A 15,517-nucleotide genomic window follows, 5' to 3' on the forward strand; every position below is an offset into this window, starting at 1 on the left:
TTCACTCTTCTTCCTCGTGCTGCAATTCGAACAGCAGCAGCGAACGGCCGGTGACGGAATATTCACGACCGAACTCGAAGCGTTCCTGACCACGAATCGACGGTTGGTTGGTGTCGATCATGCAAGTCCAGAATCCGCCGTCCGGTACTTCCGGCAAAGTGAAGTTGACGATGTCGTGGTGCGCGTTGACCACCAGCAGCAAGGTCGCGTCACCGCCCTTGCGGCGAATTCCGGTTTCCTGGGCGCGGCCGTCCATCAACATGCCCAGGCATTTGCCGTGCGCATCTTCCCATTGCTCGATGCTCATCTCGCTACCATCCGGTGCGAGCCAAGTGACGTCCTTGACGCCGATGTCCTCGTTGTAATTGCCCACCAGGAAGCGTCCGCGACGCAATATCGGGTAAGTCAGGCGCAACTTGATCAGGCGTTTGACGAATTTCAGCAATGCCTTGCCATCCTCGCTCAGGTCCCAATTGACCCAACCGATCTCGCTGTCCTGGCAATAGGCGTTGTTGTTGCCTTCCTGAGTGCGGGCAAACTCGTCACCGGCCACCAGCATCGGCGTGCCTTGGGACAGCAACAGCGTGGCGAAGAAATTGCGCATCTGCCGCTGACGCAGCTCGTTGATCTCGGGATCGTCGGTCGGACCTTCAACGCCGTGGTTCCAGGACAGGTTGTTGTTGCTACCGTCCTGGTTGTTCTCGTCGTTGGCTTCGTTGTGTTTGTCGTTGTACGACACGAGGTCATTGAGGGTGAACCCGTCATGCGCCGTAATGAAATTCAACGAGGCGTATGGCCGCCGGCCGCGCTGGTTGAACATTTCACCGGACGCGGTCATGCGGCTGGCGAAGTCCGCCAGTTGGCCGTCGTCGCCTTTCCAGAACGCGCGCACGGTGTCGCGGAATTTGTCGTTCCACTCGACCCAGCCTGGCGGAAAACCACCGACCTGATAACCTCCGGGGCCACAATCCCAGGGTTCGGAAATCATCTTCACCTGACGCAGCACCGGGTCCTGGCGGCAGGCAACGAGGAAGCTGTGACGTTCGTCGAAGCCGTGGTGGTAACGCCCGAGAATGGTCGCCAGGTCGAAGCGGAAGCCGTCCACGTGCATTTCCGTGGCCCAGTAGCGCAAGGAGTCGGTGACCATCTGCAGCACGCACGGGTGACTCAGGTCCAGCGTATTGCCGGTGCCGGAATCGTTGATGTAGTAGCGCTTGTCGTCAGGCATCAAGCGGTAGTAAGAGGCGTTGTCGATGCCGCGCATCGACAGGGTCGGGCCTTGTTCGTTGCCCTCGGCGGTGTGGTTGTAGACCACGTCGAGAATCACTTCGAGATTGGCTTCGTGCAGGTGCGCGACCATCTCCTTGAACTCGGCGATCTTGCCGCTGGCCAGGTAGCGCGGGTCGGGGGCGAAAAACGCGATGCTGTTGTAGCCCCAGTAATTGGTCATGCCTTTGTGCAGCAGATGCTGGTCGTTGACGAAGGCATGGATCGGCAACAACTCTACCGACGACACCCCGAGCTTGCGGATGTGTTCCAGCACGTCATCGACCATCAACCCGGCGAAGGTGCCGCGCAGGTTCTCGGGGACGGAAGGGTGACGCATGCTGATGCCGCGCACGTGAGTCTCATAAATGATCGTCTTGTCCCACGGCACGCTGACGCGATGGTCATGGCCCCAGGTGTGTGCCGGATCGATGACTTTGCATTTGGGCACGAACGGCGCGCTGTCGCGCTCGTCGAAACTGAGGTCGGCGTCAGGGTGGCCGATGGTGTAGCCGAACAGCGCTTCGGACCATTTCAACTGGCCGACCAGTTGTTTGGCGTAGGGGTCGATCAGCAATTTGTTGTGGTTGAAGCGATGACCGTTGGCCGGGTCATAGGCTCCGTAGACACGGTAGCCGTAGATCAGCCCCGGGTGGGCGTCGGGCAGATAACCGTGGTAGATCTCATCGGTGTATTCCGGCAGTTCGATGCGTTCCAGTTCGACTTCACCGGCGTCATCGAAAATGCACAGTTCGACCTTGGTTGCGTTGGCGGAAAACAACGCAAAGTTGACCCCCAGACCATCCCAGGTGGCGCCCAGCGGGAAGGGCAAGCCTTCACGGATTCGCGAGGCCTCTGCTTGAGGTTCTGGCGCGGAATTTTTCGGACTGGTCATAGGTGCTCCTGCAAAATGGGGAATGCTTTTTGTAGGAGCGAGCTTGCTCGCGATGGACAAAAGAGCGACGCGTTTAGTCAGAAAGTACGCGTTATCGTTAACGTCCATCGCGAGCAAGCTCGCTACTACAGGTTTTTCGGGGCGAGCGCGCCCACGGTGGCGAGCAGGCTCGCCACGGGTTCAATCAAGCGGCAATGAAGTGAAGCGTCAAACCGCGGGTGGTTTTTTCGTGGTGCGCGGTTTTTTCTGGGCGGCTTTCTCACCCGGCGGGGTGACTTTCGCAGCCGCCGCGGCCGGTTTGGCCTTGGCTTTCGATGCCGCAGCCTTGCCATCGGCCTGACCGTTGAGCTTGCCATCCGCTTTGGCCGCCGGTTTGGCGGTGACGGCTTTGCTTGCGGCAGCCTTCGGGGACTTCTTCGGTGCGAGGGCTTCGGCTTCAGCCAGCTTGCGAGCCATCTCCCAATGACGAGCTTCCTCGCCCTCGGGTTTCCCTTCCGATTCCCAGATCTGATAGGCAAATTCGCGGATGCGTTTTTCGTCGGTACTCATCGCAATGCTCCTGAACTGAACTCAAAGTTTTGGATAAAGAGATTGACCGGGAAATCCCCCAGCGCAGCGCCAATCATCAGCTCCTTGTGTTCTGTGACTGCGACGCTGGAAAAAAGTCCCTTCAGATTCTCGTCAGGGGTGGTGAACGGTAATTTGACCCGCGTATCGCCCCACTGCTGCGCGCCGACCTGGGGCTCGGCACTGTTTTCCAGCAGGCCTGCACAGCGTATCGGTACGATCACGATGGCTTGTTTCTGGTTGTACGAGCGCGCAAATGCCAGCACCCGGTGTGCCTCGCTGCCGACCACTTCCAGCGCTTGATACGAGCCACGCTGAAACAGCTCGGCCTGTTCGGCGCGCAGGTTCAACGTGCGCGCGATCAGGGTTTGTTTGATACGCCCGTCCCGCCAGTTCGCCAGCAGGTCAGGCAGGTCCAGCGGACGCTGCATGGCTTGTTGACGACTGGCGTAATCCACCGGGCGACGGTTGTCCGGGTCGACCAGCGAGAAGTCCCAGTATTCGTTGCCTTGGTAAAGGTCCGGAACGCCCGGCACGGTCATGCGCAGCAAGGTTTGCGCCAAGCCGTTGAGTGCACCGGGTGCAGCAATCGACATCGCCGCTTTAGCCAGAGCTGCGCGCAGCCGTTCACCTTCGGGGCTGAGTAGCAGGCGTTCGAGGAATTGGTGAGCCGCGTGTTCGTAAGCATCGTTGGGTGCGCTCCAACTGCTTTGTAATTTAGCTTCGCGCAAAGCTTTCTGTTGCCACTGCCAAACACGTTGAGTGTAGTTCTCGTACGCCGCCTTATCGTCGTTGCGCAGATCCAGCGGCCAGCTGCCGAGGAGCGCTTGATAGAGGATCAGTTCATCGCCCGCGGACGGCATCTGGTCGTCGTCGCGCAGCGGCCGGGCCAGCGTCTGCCAGAGCGGTACCTGCCAGGCGAACCACGCGCTGCGTTCGCTCAACACCGCCAGCCTGGCGCGGGTGTCTTCGCCGCGTTTGTGGTCGTGGGTCGCAGTGGCCAGCAGGTTGTCGGGGAATTCTTCAAGGCGATTGAGGCACGCCGCATGAAAGTCGGCCACCGGCGCACTGAATTGCTCGGTGCTGAAACCCACGTCGTTGCGCGACAACAGCACCGCCGAGCGATAGAACGCGGTGTCTTCCACGGCCTTCGCCGCCGCTGGCGACGTCAGCTGCTGAAAGCGTACGCAAGCATGTTTGAGCATCTTGCGCGACCGGCCCACCGGACGTTTGCGCCACGGTTCACCGCCCAGCCATCGGGCCAGGCAATCAAGCACGGGCCAATCGGCCTCGCCGAGGGTTTGCCGCGCACCGTCCATGGCTTGCTGGAAAAACACATCGTCCTCAGTGGAGCGCCCACGGGGACTGATGTAGGTGCGATACACCGGAAAATGCACGATCAGTTCCTGCAACGCCCGGCGAATCGCGCCGAGGGTCAGGTCGCGGGTCATCAGGTCATCCCGGGCCACTTGCAACAGGGCTTGGGCGACGCTTTCAAAATCACCGGCGAGGGAACCGTTGAGAATCTGCTGACGCGCCAGTTGCGCTTCCTGACGGAAATCGGCGGGCCGCTCGCTGCAGCGACTCCACAGTTCGCCCAGGGTTTGTGCGCCGTCCGGGTCATGTTGCAGCAACGACAACTGGTTCATGAATTCGTAACCCGTGGTGCCATCCACCGACCAGTCACGGTGCAGGGTTTCCCCCTCGCCAAGGATCTTCTCGACGTAGATCGGCAAGTGCCGGTCCGGCGCCAGGCTGTCGACCCGGCGCCGCAGTTTGCGGCAATAACCGCGCGGATCGGCGAGGCCGTCGATGTGGTCGATACGCAGACCATCGATCAGGCCTTCAGCCACCAGTTCGAAGATTTTCGCGTGGGTCGCTTCGAACACCGCCGGACGCTCCACGCGCAGTCCGCCCAGTTCGTTGACATCGAAAAAGCGCCGCCAGTTGATGTCGTCCGCTGCCGTGCGCCAACTGGCGAGGCGATAGCTCTGGCGCTCCAGCAACTGATGCAGACGCTGGAAGCCGTCCGGCGTCAGCGAGTCGTAGGCTTCAAGGTTCTGTTCGATGGTTTGAAGCACGGCCGGGTCGCTGGCGAGTTCGCGCAGCTCTTCTTTAAGCGGCATCGCCAGACGGTGGGCGTCGGTCTGATAACTCAAGGTGCTGAAGCGGTCGGCCAGGGACTTGAGTTGCTCGTCATCCGCTTTCAACAGTTCGCCAAAATTCATTGGGCAAATCGGGAAGTGGTGATCGTAGTGCTCGACATAAAATGCGCCACGCTGCGCATCGAAGCGCAAGGGCAGGGTCCCGTCCTGCAACGCAACGCCATAGTCGCTGCCGAGGAAGGGCAACAGCAGCTGGCCTTCCATCAACGGATCGGGCGAATGCCACTGGATGTCGAAGAACTCGCCGTAAGGGCTCAGGCGCCCCCATTCCAGCAAGTCCAGCCACCAGGGGTTATCACCGCCGCCAACGGCCATGTGGTTGGAGACGATGTCGAGGATCAAGCCCATGTTCTGCGCACGCAATGCGCTGACCAGACGGCGCAATGCTGCTTCGCCGCCCAGTTCAGGATTGACCGTGGTCGGGTCGACCACGTCATAGCCATGCATGGAACCGGCGCGGGCGCTCAGCAGCGGCGAGGCGTAGACATGACTGATGCCGAGGCTGGCGAAATACGGCACCAGCGGCACCGCATCGTCGAGCGTGAAACCTTTATGAAACTGCAATCGCAACGTTGCGCGCAGCGGTTGAATACGTGGCGGATTCATCGGTCACGCTCGGCAGCCTGAAGTCGCGCGCAAGCGAGCAGTTCCAGGCGCCGGGCGGCGTCCGGGTCATCGAGCAGCGCTTCGCTGTAGCCGGGTAAACGTCGCGACCAATTGGGATGCGTATCGATGGTGCCGGGCAGGTTGGCCTGCTGCTCGATGCCCAAGGCATCTTCCAGCGGCAGCAACACCAGCGGCGCGCGGGTATGACCGAGGAAACGAATGGCGGCATCGAGTACCTGGTCGGTTTCGTGGGACTCCTCACGAAAGTTCTGCGGGTCTTCGCTCAATACGCGGCGCAAGCCTTCGCGCTCCCGTTCACGATGATGGCGCCACTCGATTTCACTCTGGGCATCGACCAGCCCCAACCTGGCGTTCCAGTCGATATCGCGGCCATGCCACCAGCCGTTGAGCGTCGGCAGGTCGTGGGTGCTGGTGGTCGCCAGTGCGTTGTCCGGCCAGTCGAGGATCGGTTTGAAGCGAGTGTTGTCCTGTTCGAACAGCATCACGCGCATGCCGAGGATCGCGCGGGCGATGAGTTTTTCCCGCAGGCTGTCTTCCACCGTGCCGAGATCTTCGCCAAGGACGATGGCCTGATGCCGATGGGATTCCAGGGCCAGAAGGCGCAGCAAATCGTCAACCGGGTAATAGAGATAAGCGCCGTCAGCGGGTATTGCGCCGTTAGGGATTACCCACAACCGTTGCAGGCCCATGACGTGATCGATGCGCAGGCCGCCAGCGTGGGCGAAGTTGGCCCGGAGCATTTCGATGAAAGCGCGAAAGCCGTTGCGCACCAGACCCTCTGGCGAGAACGCGGAAATCCCCCAGCCCTGGCCGGTGCGGTTGAGAATGTCCGGCGGCGCGCCCACGGTCAGGGACGCGAGCAGTTCATCCTGGCGACTCCAGGCCTGGCTGCCACCGCCGTCGGCACCGACGGCCAGGTCGGCGATCAAGCCAATGCTCATGCCGCTGCTGCGGGCGGCGGCTTGAGCGCGTTCCAGGCATCGGGTGATCAGCCATTGGCAGAAGGCAAAGAAGCCAATGCGCCCGGCATTCTCTTCGGCGAATTCAGCCAGTGCCGCGCTGCGCGGATCGCGCCATTGCTCGGGCCATTCGCGCCAGTCGAGGTTTTCACCCTTGGCGGCGCGGGCTTCCTGAATGGCTTCGAAGCGGCAGTGGTTTTCCAGGGCTTCGCCGGCCGCGTGGCGGTAGCTGCTGAAGTCGGCATGTAACGGGTGTTCGCCCTGGACAAAGCCTTCGTACAACGCCTGCAACAGGCGATGCTTGGCTTCGGCGGCGACGGGCCAGTCGATCAATGGCAGTGCTTCAAGGTGCTTGAGTTCAGCGGCGAGCCCGGTGGCATCAATCGCCGTGCGCATCGCTCGCTCACCAAGGATTGCGCCAGGCGCGGCGTACAGGCTGTTGAGAAACAAACGGCTGGACGGCGAATAGGGGCTGTAGCGCTGGGTGTCGCTGCTGAACATGGCGTGCAGCGGGCTGATCGCCAACGCTTCGGCGCCACGCTCACCGGCCACCCGGGCGAGATCCTCCAGTGCCTGGGTATCGCCGCAACCGCCATCGCCGGGACGGCGCAGCGAATACAGCTGTACGCTCAGGCCCCAGGTACGGGGGATCGGACTGTCGACGGCATCGCCGACGCTGTAGCAGCGCGCCGGTGCCACGGCCAGCGTAAAGCTCTGCCCGTCAATGCTGACATGCTGGTAACCGACCGGGATCAGGCCGGGCAACATCGCCTCGGCATCCAGTTTCAAGCTGAGTCGCGAGCCATCTTCAAGGTGGATCTCGCAGGCGGTTTCCGGCTCGAAATAATGCGCGAGGTTAAGGCTTACGCCAAAGTCTGCGGTCAGCAGCGGCGGCAGGTGCCGGGTCTGTTGCACCTGCTGCAATTCGAGCAGGCTGGCATCGATTTCCTGGGCACTGCCGGCCGGGTGGCCGAGTCCGCTCAGGACGTTGCGTAACACTGATGGGGCGACTTTCTGTGGGCGGCCGTTGGCGTCGATCCAGTCGACGGCCAGGCCAGCTCGGCCGGCCAGTATTTCCAGTTGCGCATCGCTCATTGGCGCTCTCCATCCGGGGGTAGCAAAGGGGCTGCGGCCGTGAGGCTGACTAGCGCGCAATACGGGGCAAGCGTGCCCTGATCCAACAGGTCGGCGGACTTCGGCGGGTGTTCGAACAGCAACGAAGTGCCGGCCTGTGGGGAGTGGACCACCGGCGTGTCGCTGAGGTTCAGGTCAATGCGCAGCAGGCTGCCATCGCCCAGTTGCCAGCGCGCCGTCACCGCGCCTTGCGCCAGTACGTCGGCCCCCAACGGGTGGGCGCCAGACAAGTGCGGGATGATCTGCTCATGACGGATCTCCAACAGTTGGCGGTACAGCGCGTAAATGGCGGACTGCCGGCTCGCCGCAAGGTTCGGACGGGAGTCTTCGAACGTCTGTTGCGCGTTCGGGTCGGGGATCTGTTCGCGCTTTTCCGGATCGGCAAACGCGCTGAACGCGGAAAACTCGCTACGTCGTCCTTCGCGAACCAGTTCCGCAAGTTCCCCGTGATGGCTGGTGAAGAACAGAAACGGCTCTTGCGCGGCGAATTCGTCGCCCATGAACATCAATGGGATCATCGGCGACAACAGCAACAATGCTGTTGCGGCTTTCAATGCGTCGGGGTGGGCCAGTTGGTGCAGCCGTTCGCCGAACGCGCGATTGCCGATCTGGTCATGGTTCTGCAAAAACAGCACGAACGCGGTGGGCGGCAAGTGACCACTGGGCTCACCGCGGGCTTCGCCATGGCGGTTGGTGTGGCCCTGAAACACGAAGCCCTGGCTCAGGCAGCGAGCCAATTGTTCAGTGGGGTTGTCGGCATAGTCGGCGTAATAGGCATCGGTTTCACCGGTCAGCAGCACGTGCAACGCGTTGTGGCCATCGTCGTTCCACTGCGCATCGAACCCTTCTTGCAGCAGGCTGGCCTGGTTGTGCTCGTTCTCGACCGTCAACCAGACATGCCTTGCCGGATCGATCTGTTGTCGAATGCGATGCGCCAGTTCCTGAAGAAAGTCCGGGCTTTCGATGGCGTGCACCGCATCAAAGCGCAAACCGTCAAAGCGGTATTCCAGCAACCACATCAACGCATTGTCGATGAAGAAGTCTCGCACCTCGCGCCGCCGGAAATCGATGGCCGCGCCCCAGGGGGTGTGCTTGTCTTCATTGAAGAAGCCCTTGGCGTAGCGATGCAGGTAATTGCCATGCGGGCCGAAGTGGTTGTAGACCACGTCGAGGATCACCGCCAAGCCATGGCCGTGGGCGGTGTCGATCAGGTGCTTGAGCTGTTCGGGGGTGCCATAGGACGCCTGGGGCGCGTAGGGCAGCACCCCGTCGTAGCCCCAGTTCCGTTCACCGGGAAATTGCGCGATGGGCATCAGCTCGATGGCCGTGATGCCCAACGCCGCGAGGCGCTCCAGGTGCTGTTCGACTTCGCTGAAGCCGCCCAGCGCACCGACATGCAATTCGTAGATCACTGCCTCGTTCCATGGCCGCCCCAGCCACGTGCTGTGTTGCCAGGTGTAGGCGAGGGGATCGACCACCACGCTGTGCCGATCAATATCACCGGCCTGCGCGCGGGAGGCCGGGTCGGGTACTTCAATCTCACCGTCGATGTTGTAGCGATAACGCGTGCCTGCGGGGCAACGCGTTTTGATCACGAACCAGCCATCGGCCTGAGGCAGTAGCGGCAAGGATTGTCCATCTTCCAGTTCGACACTGACAAAAAACGCATCTGGCGCCCACAAGGCAAAACGCGTGTGTTCTGCGTCCAGCATGATTGCGCCGTGGGGCCAGGTCTCAAGGGTCCGTAACGGCATTGTTCAAAAACCTCTTACTGTCTGTTCGATTTCCCCAGTGCTTTAGCAACAAGCTGTTCATAGAGTTCGGCGTAGGGTTCGACCGCTTTGCACCAGTTGAACGGCGCGGCCATGGCGCGGCACCGCATGGCGTTGAGCAGGTCGGGGAAGGCAAACACCTTGAAGGCGCGGCTCAGGGCTTCCTGATAACTCTCAACGGTGGATTCGTCGAACAGGAAACCGGTCACGCCGTTTTCGATGGTGTCGGCCAGGCCTCCGGTGTTGCGCGCAACCGGCAACGAGCCGAAGCGCTGGGCGTACATCTGGCTCAGGCCGCACGGTTCATAACGCGATGGCATCAGCAGGAAATCGCTGCCGGCGAACATGCGGCGGGCGTCTGTTTCGTTGAAGCCGATGCGTACACCGATTTGCCCGGGGAAACGCAGGGCCAGTTCGCGCATGGCTTGTTCTTCTTCCGGCTCGCCACGGCCGATGATCGCGATCTGGCCACCCGACTGGACGATGTACTCGGACACGGCTTCGGTCAGGTCCAGGCCTTTCTGGTAGACCAGGCGCGAGACCACGGCAAACAGCGGGCCTTCTGAGTCGTCCAGGCCAAACAGGTCGCGCACGTGCGCCGCGTTGACCGCTTTGCCTTCCCAGTCACCGATGCTGAACGGGCAGAACAGGTGCGGGTCGGTGGCCGCATCCCAGCTTTCATCGATGCCATTGGGAATGCCGCTGAGCAGACCTTGCTGGGTCTTGGCGGCAAGAAAACCGTCGAGGCCGCAGCCGAACGCCGGCGTGGTGATTTCCTGAGCGTAGGTGGCGCTGACCGTGGTGATGTGGCTCGAGTAAGCCATGCCGGCCTTGAGGAACGACATCTTGCCGTAGAACTCCATGCCTTCCTGTTGCAAGGCATGGGCGGGAATGCCCAGCTCCGGGCAAGAGCCCAGACTGGTCACGCCTTGATAAGCGAGGTTGTGAATGGTGAACAGTGTCGGGGTGCGCTGCCCACGCCAGTGCATGTAGGCAGGCGCCAGGCCGGCGGGCCAGTCATGAGCGTGCACCAGGTCCGGGCACCAGTGGATCTGCGCGAGGTTGGCGGCGATATCGGCAGCGGCCAGGCCCAGGCGGGCGAAGCGGATATGGTTGTCCGGCCAGTCGCGACCGTTGTTGGCGCCGTAGGGCGAGCCTTCGCGCTCGTAGAGTTCAGGGCAGATCAACACGTAAATGACCAGACCGTCAGGCATGTCCATGCGCCCGATCTTGCAGGGTGGCAGTGCGGCATGACCACCGAGCTCACCAATAATATGAATCGGGTTTTCGCTGTGCAGCACTTGCGGGTAACCGGGGATCAGCACCCGCACATCGTGCAATTGCGCCATGGCCCGGGGCAATGCTGCCGAGACGTCACCCAGACCGCCGGTCTTCACCAGGTCGGCGATTTCCGAGGTCACGAACAACACTTTCTTTCGATTTGGATTCTGTTTGGCCACCGGTGTCAGCGTCTTGGTGCTCGGGACGTTGATCGATTGGGCACTTGGGGCGCTCACGGCGCTCGTTTCGCCGACCTGCTGATGAGCACGTTCTCCCTGGATGTCTAAAGCCGCACTGATCATATGAATCTCCCCTGTTGTTGATCTAATTCTCAGGTCTGGCAAACGGTGTTTCGTGGCCATTTCCTGTGGCCGGGCGCAAACGCGCGACGCATTGGTCAGCAAACGCTGCCCACGCGTTGAAGCAGATTGGCTGGAGTGGACGTTGCAAGGATTGCACCAGTCGCAACGCACCTACCTGTCAGAGGACCGACCACGAAGAGCAAAAGTTTCGATTTTTTTTGCACTTTGTGACCGACCGGTTTTGCCACGCGAAAATGAGTCTAGGCCAGAACTTAGAGCGGTGAAGGGCATATGGCAAAATTGTTCGACAATCGGTTCAAAGAGGTACGAACGTGCATGAATAGGGCTCAAACGCTCCGACGAAGTGCACGTTTTTTTGCGATCGAGCTCCAAAAAGTAACCTGGCGGTCACACGAATATGCGAGGGCTGCAACGCCGGCGCACTATTGTGGTGCGTCGTGCAGTCCCGCTTTTGGCTGAACCGCTGCCTTACTGCCCAACGGGATGCCTTGTTATAGTTCGGGCCTCTTTTTTGCCCGGTAAAGGATCACTGCCATGTCTCAGTACACTGCGTTCACCGTCGAACTGGCCGATAAAATTGCCCATGTGCAAATCAATCGCCCGGAAAAGATCAATTCGATGAACGCTGCGTTCTGGAAAGAGATCATCGAGATCTTCCAGTGGATCGACGACACCGACGAAGTGCGGGTGGTGGTGCTCAGTGGCGCCGGCAAACACTTCTCGTCCGGTATCGACCTGATGATGCTGGCCGGCGTGGCCAATGAGCTGGGCAAGGACGTGGGGCGCAACGCGCGCCTGCTGCGCCGCACGGTCCTCAGGCTGCAAGCGTCCTTCAACGCGGTCGACAACTGCCGCAAGCCCGTACTTGCCGCGATTCAAGGTTATTGCCTGGGGGGCGCCATCGACCTGATTTCGGCTTGCGACATGCGCTACGCCACCGAAGACGCGCAATTTTCGATCAAGGAAATCGACCTCGGCATGGCCGCCGACGTCGGCACATTGCAACGCTTGCCGCGGATCATCGGTGACGGCATGCTGCGTGAACTGGCTTACACTGGTCGCTCATTCGGCGCCGAGGAAGCGCGCAATATCGGTCTGGTCAATCGTGTCTACAGCGACACCGCCAGCCTGCTCGACGGCGTCATGGGCATTGCCCGCGACATCGCCAGCAAGTCGCCGATTGCGGTCACCGGCACCAAGGAGATGATCAGCTACATGCGTGACCATCGCATTGACGACGGCCTCGAATACGTCGCCACCTGGAACGCCGCCATGCTGCAATCCAATGATATGCGCGTGGCCATGGCCGCCCATTTGAGCAAACAGAAACCCGAATTTCTGGATTGATTGAAAAATGACTTCACGCTGGACCACCGCAGTACTGGACACCGATCAACCGGGCGGCTGGGCCGTTGCGCGCAGCCCCGAAGGCTTTCTGTTCGATGACAATGGCGCGCTGTTCCCGCGCGAATGGCTCAAGCGTCAGGACCTGCCGATTCTTGCCGAGCATGGCATAGGCCACCTGGATGGCGAGCCGGTGTACCTGCTGGAACTGCGCAGTCACAGCGAAGTGCCGGGCTGCGGCTGGAAAGGCCTGCGGGCATTCATGCTCGACGGTGATCATGCCGTTTACAAGGTGCTGGGTTATGCCGCGCAAATCGGTACCTGGGCCCGCGAGCACCGCTTTTGCGGCAATTGCGGGCAGGCCACCAAGCAAGTCTTCCGGGAACGGGCGATGTACTGCGAACCGTGCGACCTGCGTTATTACCCGCGCATTTCGCCGAGCATGATCGTGCTGATCACCCGTGGCGATGAAGTCCTGCTGGCGCGTTCACCGCGTTTTGTCACCGGGGTCTACAGCACGCTGGCGGGGTTCGCCGAGCCGGGCGAATCGGCCGAAGACTGCCTGATTCGCGAGGTACGCGAGGAAGTGCAGATCGAGGTCAAGAACATCCAGTACATGGGCAGCCAGTGCTGGCCGTTCCCGCACTCGATGATGCTCGGGTTTCATGCCGAGTACGCCGGTGGCGAGATTGTCTGTCAGGAAGACGAGATCGAGGACGCCCAGTGGTTCAACGTGCACGAGCTGCCGCCGTTGCCGGCGTCACGCTCGATTGCCCGTTACCTGATCGACGTTTATGTGGCGCGGCGTTTAGGCCACGCTGAACCAGTGTTGCCAGGCTAGCCGCACGGTCAGGCCCAGCACCACGGTGATGAACACCGGACGAATGAACTTGGCGCCACCGCTTATGGCGGAGCGGGCGCCGAAGAATGCACCGACCATCACCGACAGGCCCATGCACAGGCCGATGATCCAGTCCACTTGCCCGGAAAATATGAACACCGACAGCGCCGCAATGTTGCTGACGAAGTTCATGCTGCGGGCCACGCCGCTGGCCTTCACCAGATCGATGGGGTACATCAGCAGGCTGCTGACGGTCCAGAACGCGCCGGTGCCGGGGCCGGCCACGCCGTCGTAGAAACCCAGGCTGAAGCCTTGGGTCGACAGCCACTTTTTCTTGATCGGCGCGTCGCTGTCCAGCGGCGCTTTCGGCGTGCCGCCAAACAACAGATAAACACCGCAGGCGAACACAATCACCGGCAGCATCTTGTTCAGCCACTCGGCGGGCAGGTAATGCGCCACCACCGCACCGGTCAACGCGCCGACCAGCGTGCCGACAATGGCGTGCACCCACTGCCGGGGATGGAACAGCTTGCGCCGGTAGAAGGTGAAACTCGCGGTAGCCGAGCCGAAGGTCGAGCTGAGTTTGTTGGTGCCCAGTACCAGATGCGGCGGCAGGCCGGCGGTCAGCAGCGCCGGGGTGGTCAACAGACCGCCGCCGCCGGCAATGGCGTCGATGAAACCGGCAATGAAGGCGACAACGGCCAGAATGGCCAGAGTGGTGAGGTCAACGCTGAGTTCGAAAGGCATGGAATCGGCTTATTCGGCGGGGTGCAGCAAGGGGCTGCGGGGAAGGGCCGATATCTTACCTATATCCAACTTCGGCGGCGACCGCACTGACCCAATCCCTTGTAGGAGCTGCCGCAGGCTGCGATCTTTCGATCTTGTTTTTGAGGGGCAAGATCAAAAGATCGCAGCCTGCGGCAGCTCCTACAGGGCTCGGGTTCAGATTTTACGGGCAGGCCCATTGCCGATCTGCCACACAAACGGCGGCTCAGTTCCGTTGATCGCCCAATCCCCGACAATCCGCGCCTTATAGATCACCGGATTGTGCGACGACACCGTCCGCGCATTGCGCCAATGCCGATCCAGGGATTTACCCTCGCGAATATCCGACGCTCCCAGCGCATTGAACAGCTCGGTGGTCGCCCGCTGAATCAACGCCGAAACCACCACCTGCGCTTTCGCCGATTCGATTTCGGCGGCGACATTCGCTGCCCGTTCCAGCGCCTCATCCCCCGAAAACCGTGCCAGATAAGCCCTTTGCGCCGGCTGCGCGGCCTTCAGGGCACTGGCTTCGGCGGCATACACCAACGCCGCCACTTCGCCGACCACCTGCTGAACCTGCGCATCCTCACTGGCGCGCGGTGCGTTGCCATGACTGTAAATGCGTTTGCGCTCCCGCACCTGATGCGCCACATCACGCAACGCGCCGCGCCCGATCCCGGCAAGCGTGGCAAGCAAGACGAGTTGATAAAACGCCGTCTGGTATTTGAAGCGGGTGGCGAAGTCGATCACGTTTTCGGCGTCCACCTCGGCATCGATGAACCGCGACGTGCCGCTGCCAGTGGTGCGCTGACCGAAACCGTCCCAGTCATCGCTTTGCACGATCCCCGGTTGGCGTGTACGGACCGCTGCAATCACGTCGCCACCGGTGTCGCTGCGTTGGGCGTAGACATCGATCCAGTCGGAAAACAGGCTGCCGGTGCTATAGAACTTCTCGCCGGTGAGTCGCCAGCGATCGCCATGGGGCGTGACTTTGGTGATCACATCGCCGATGGCCACGCTGCCGATTTCTGTCCAGGCGCAACCGACAATATCTCCCTCGACGAAGCGTTTGAACCAGAGATCCCGGGCCGGTCCCGGCGTGGCGTTCAAGCGATCCTCGGCAAACGCGAAATGCCCGCGCAGCGCTTGAGGTACGTTCGAATCCGCTTCGGCCAGTTCAATCAGCAGCTCGAACAACTGTGGCAGGGATGCGCCGCCACCCCCGTATTCGACCGGCACGCGCACCGCGCCGAACCCGGCTTCCTTGAGCCATTGAATCGGTTCGAAAGGCAGGTTGCGCGACTGTTCGCGCTCAACGGCCCCGGCGGCAATGCGCTGGAAAACCGGCCGGAATCTCGCGGCCAGCGCTTCATAGTCGGTGCCAATGGACAGTGGGTTGATTACCTGGTGTTCGGTCATGGGGGCAGCTCCTTGGATCGGCAGTTAGTGCCGAGGGGGATTGCACGGTCCGTGCCGGGTAGAGGCCGCCGGGTTTTGCTGGGGGTTTGGATTCAGAAGTCGCTTGAACTGTTGCCGTACCAACAGCACAACAACAAATTGCCCAGACACACCCAAATC

General features: G+C 61.2%; 10 protein-coding genes. 2 read left to right on the forward strand and 8 right to left on the reverse strand.

The annotated features are described in order from the left end of the window. Position 1: 1 nt before the first annotated feature. From glgX to glgA, 6 genes are all read right to left on the reverse strand, one after another. On the reverse strand, positions 2–2,161 hold the full coding sequence (glgX, locus tag PMI01S_RS14445) for a glycogen debranching protein GlgX (RefSeq protein WP_084320678.1): 2,160 nt from the start codon (positions 2,159–2,161) through the stop codon (positions 2–4). 207 nt (positions 2,162–2,368) lie between these two features. After that, on the reverse strand, positions 2,369–2,710 hold the full coding sequence (locus PMI01S_RS14450) for a DUF2934 domain-containing protein (protein WP_084320679.1): 342 nt from the start codon (positions 2,708–2,710) through the stop codon (positions 2,369–2,371). Then, the gene (locus PMI01S_RS14455) at positions 2,707–5,499 is read right to left on the reverse strand and encodes a malto-oligosyltrehalose synthase (RefSeq protein ID WP_084320680.1); all 2,793 of its coding nucleotides are present in this window, start codon (positions 5,497–5,499) and stop codon (positions 2,707–2,709) included. The genes PMI01S_RS14450 and PMI01S_RS14455 overlap by 4 nt, the downstream gene beginning before the upstream one ends. After that, a complete protein-coding gene (gene malQ, locus PMI01S_RS14460; protein WP_084320681.1) occupies positions 5,496–7,574 on the reverse strand; it encodes a 4-alpha-glucanotransferase in 2,079 nt (692 codons plus the stop codon). Before malQ ends, PMI01S_RS14455 begins: the two co-directional genes overlap by 4 nt. Further along, positions 7,571–9,367, reverse strand: a complete 1,797-nt coding sequence (gene treZ / locus PMI01S_RS14465; protein WP_084320682.1) for a malto-oligosyltrehalose trehalohydrolase — start codon at positions 9,365–9,367, stop codon at positions 7,571–7,573. The genes malQ and treZ overlap by 4 nt, the downstream gene beginning before the upstream one ends. A 14-nt stretch (positions 9,368–9,381) precedes the next feature. After that, entirely contained in the window at positions 9,382–10,968 is a 1,587-nt protein-coding gene (glgA, locus tag PMI01S_RS14470) for a glycogen synthase GlgA (RefSeq protein ID WP_084320683.1), read from the reverse strand. Between the two features lie 555 nt (positions 10,969–11,523). Between glgA and PMI01S_RS14475 the strand changes: the two genes are divergently transcribed. Both PMI01S_RS14475 and nudC read left to right on the forward strand, forming a co-directional pair. After that, a complete protein-coding gene (locus PMI01S_RS14475) occupies positions 11,524–12,336 on the forward strand; it encodes a crotonase/enoyl-CoA hydratase family protein (RefSeq protein WP_084320684.1) in 813 nt (270 codons plus the stop codon). A 7-nt stretch (positions 12,337–12,343) separates the two neighbouring features. Next, the gene (gene nudC / locus PMI01S_RS14480) at positions 12,344–13,174 is read left to right on the forward strand and encodes an NAD(+) diphosphatase (RefSeq protein ID WP_084320685.1); all 831 of its coding nucleotides are present in this window, start codon (positions 12,344–12,346) and stop codon (positions 13,172–13,174) included. On the opposite strand, the gene PMI01S_RS14485 is transcribed toward nudC, so the two are convergent. Continuing rightward, entirely contained in the window at positions 13,142–13,921 is a 780-nt protein-coding gene (locus PMI01S_RS14485; RefSeq protein WP_084320686.1) for a TSUP family transporter, read from the reverse strand. The genes nudC and PMI01S_RS14485 overlap by 33 nt on opposite strands. Positions 13,922–14,116: 195 nt before the next feature. After that, the gene (locus PMI01S_RS14490) at positions 14,117–15,358 is read right to left on the reverse strand and encodes an acyl-CoA dehydrogenase family protein (protein ID WP_084320687.1); all 1,242 of its coding nucleotides are present in this window, start codon (positions 15,356–15,358) and stop codon (positions 14,117–14,119) included. Positions 15,359–15,517 lie beyond the last annotated feature (159 nt).

Source organism: Pseudomonas migulae NBRC 103157, from assembly GCF_002091715.1.
In the GTDB taxonomy this organism is placed as follows: Bacteria; Pseudomonadota; Gammaproteobacteria; order Pseudomonadales; family Pseudomonadaceae; genus Aquipseudomonas; species Aquipseudomonas migulae_A.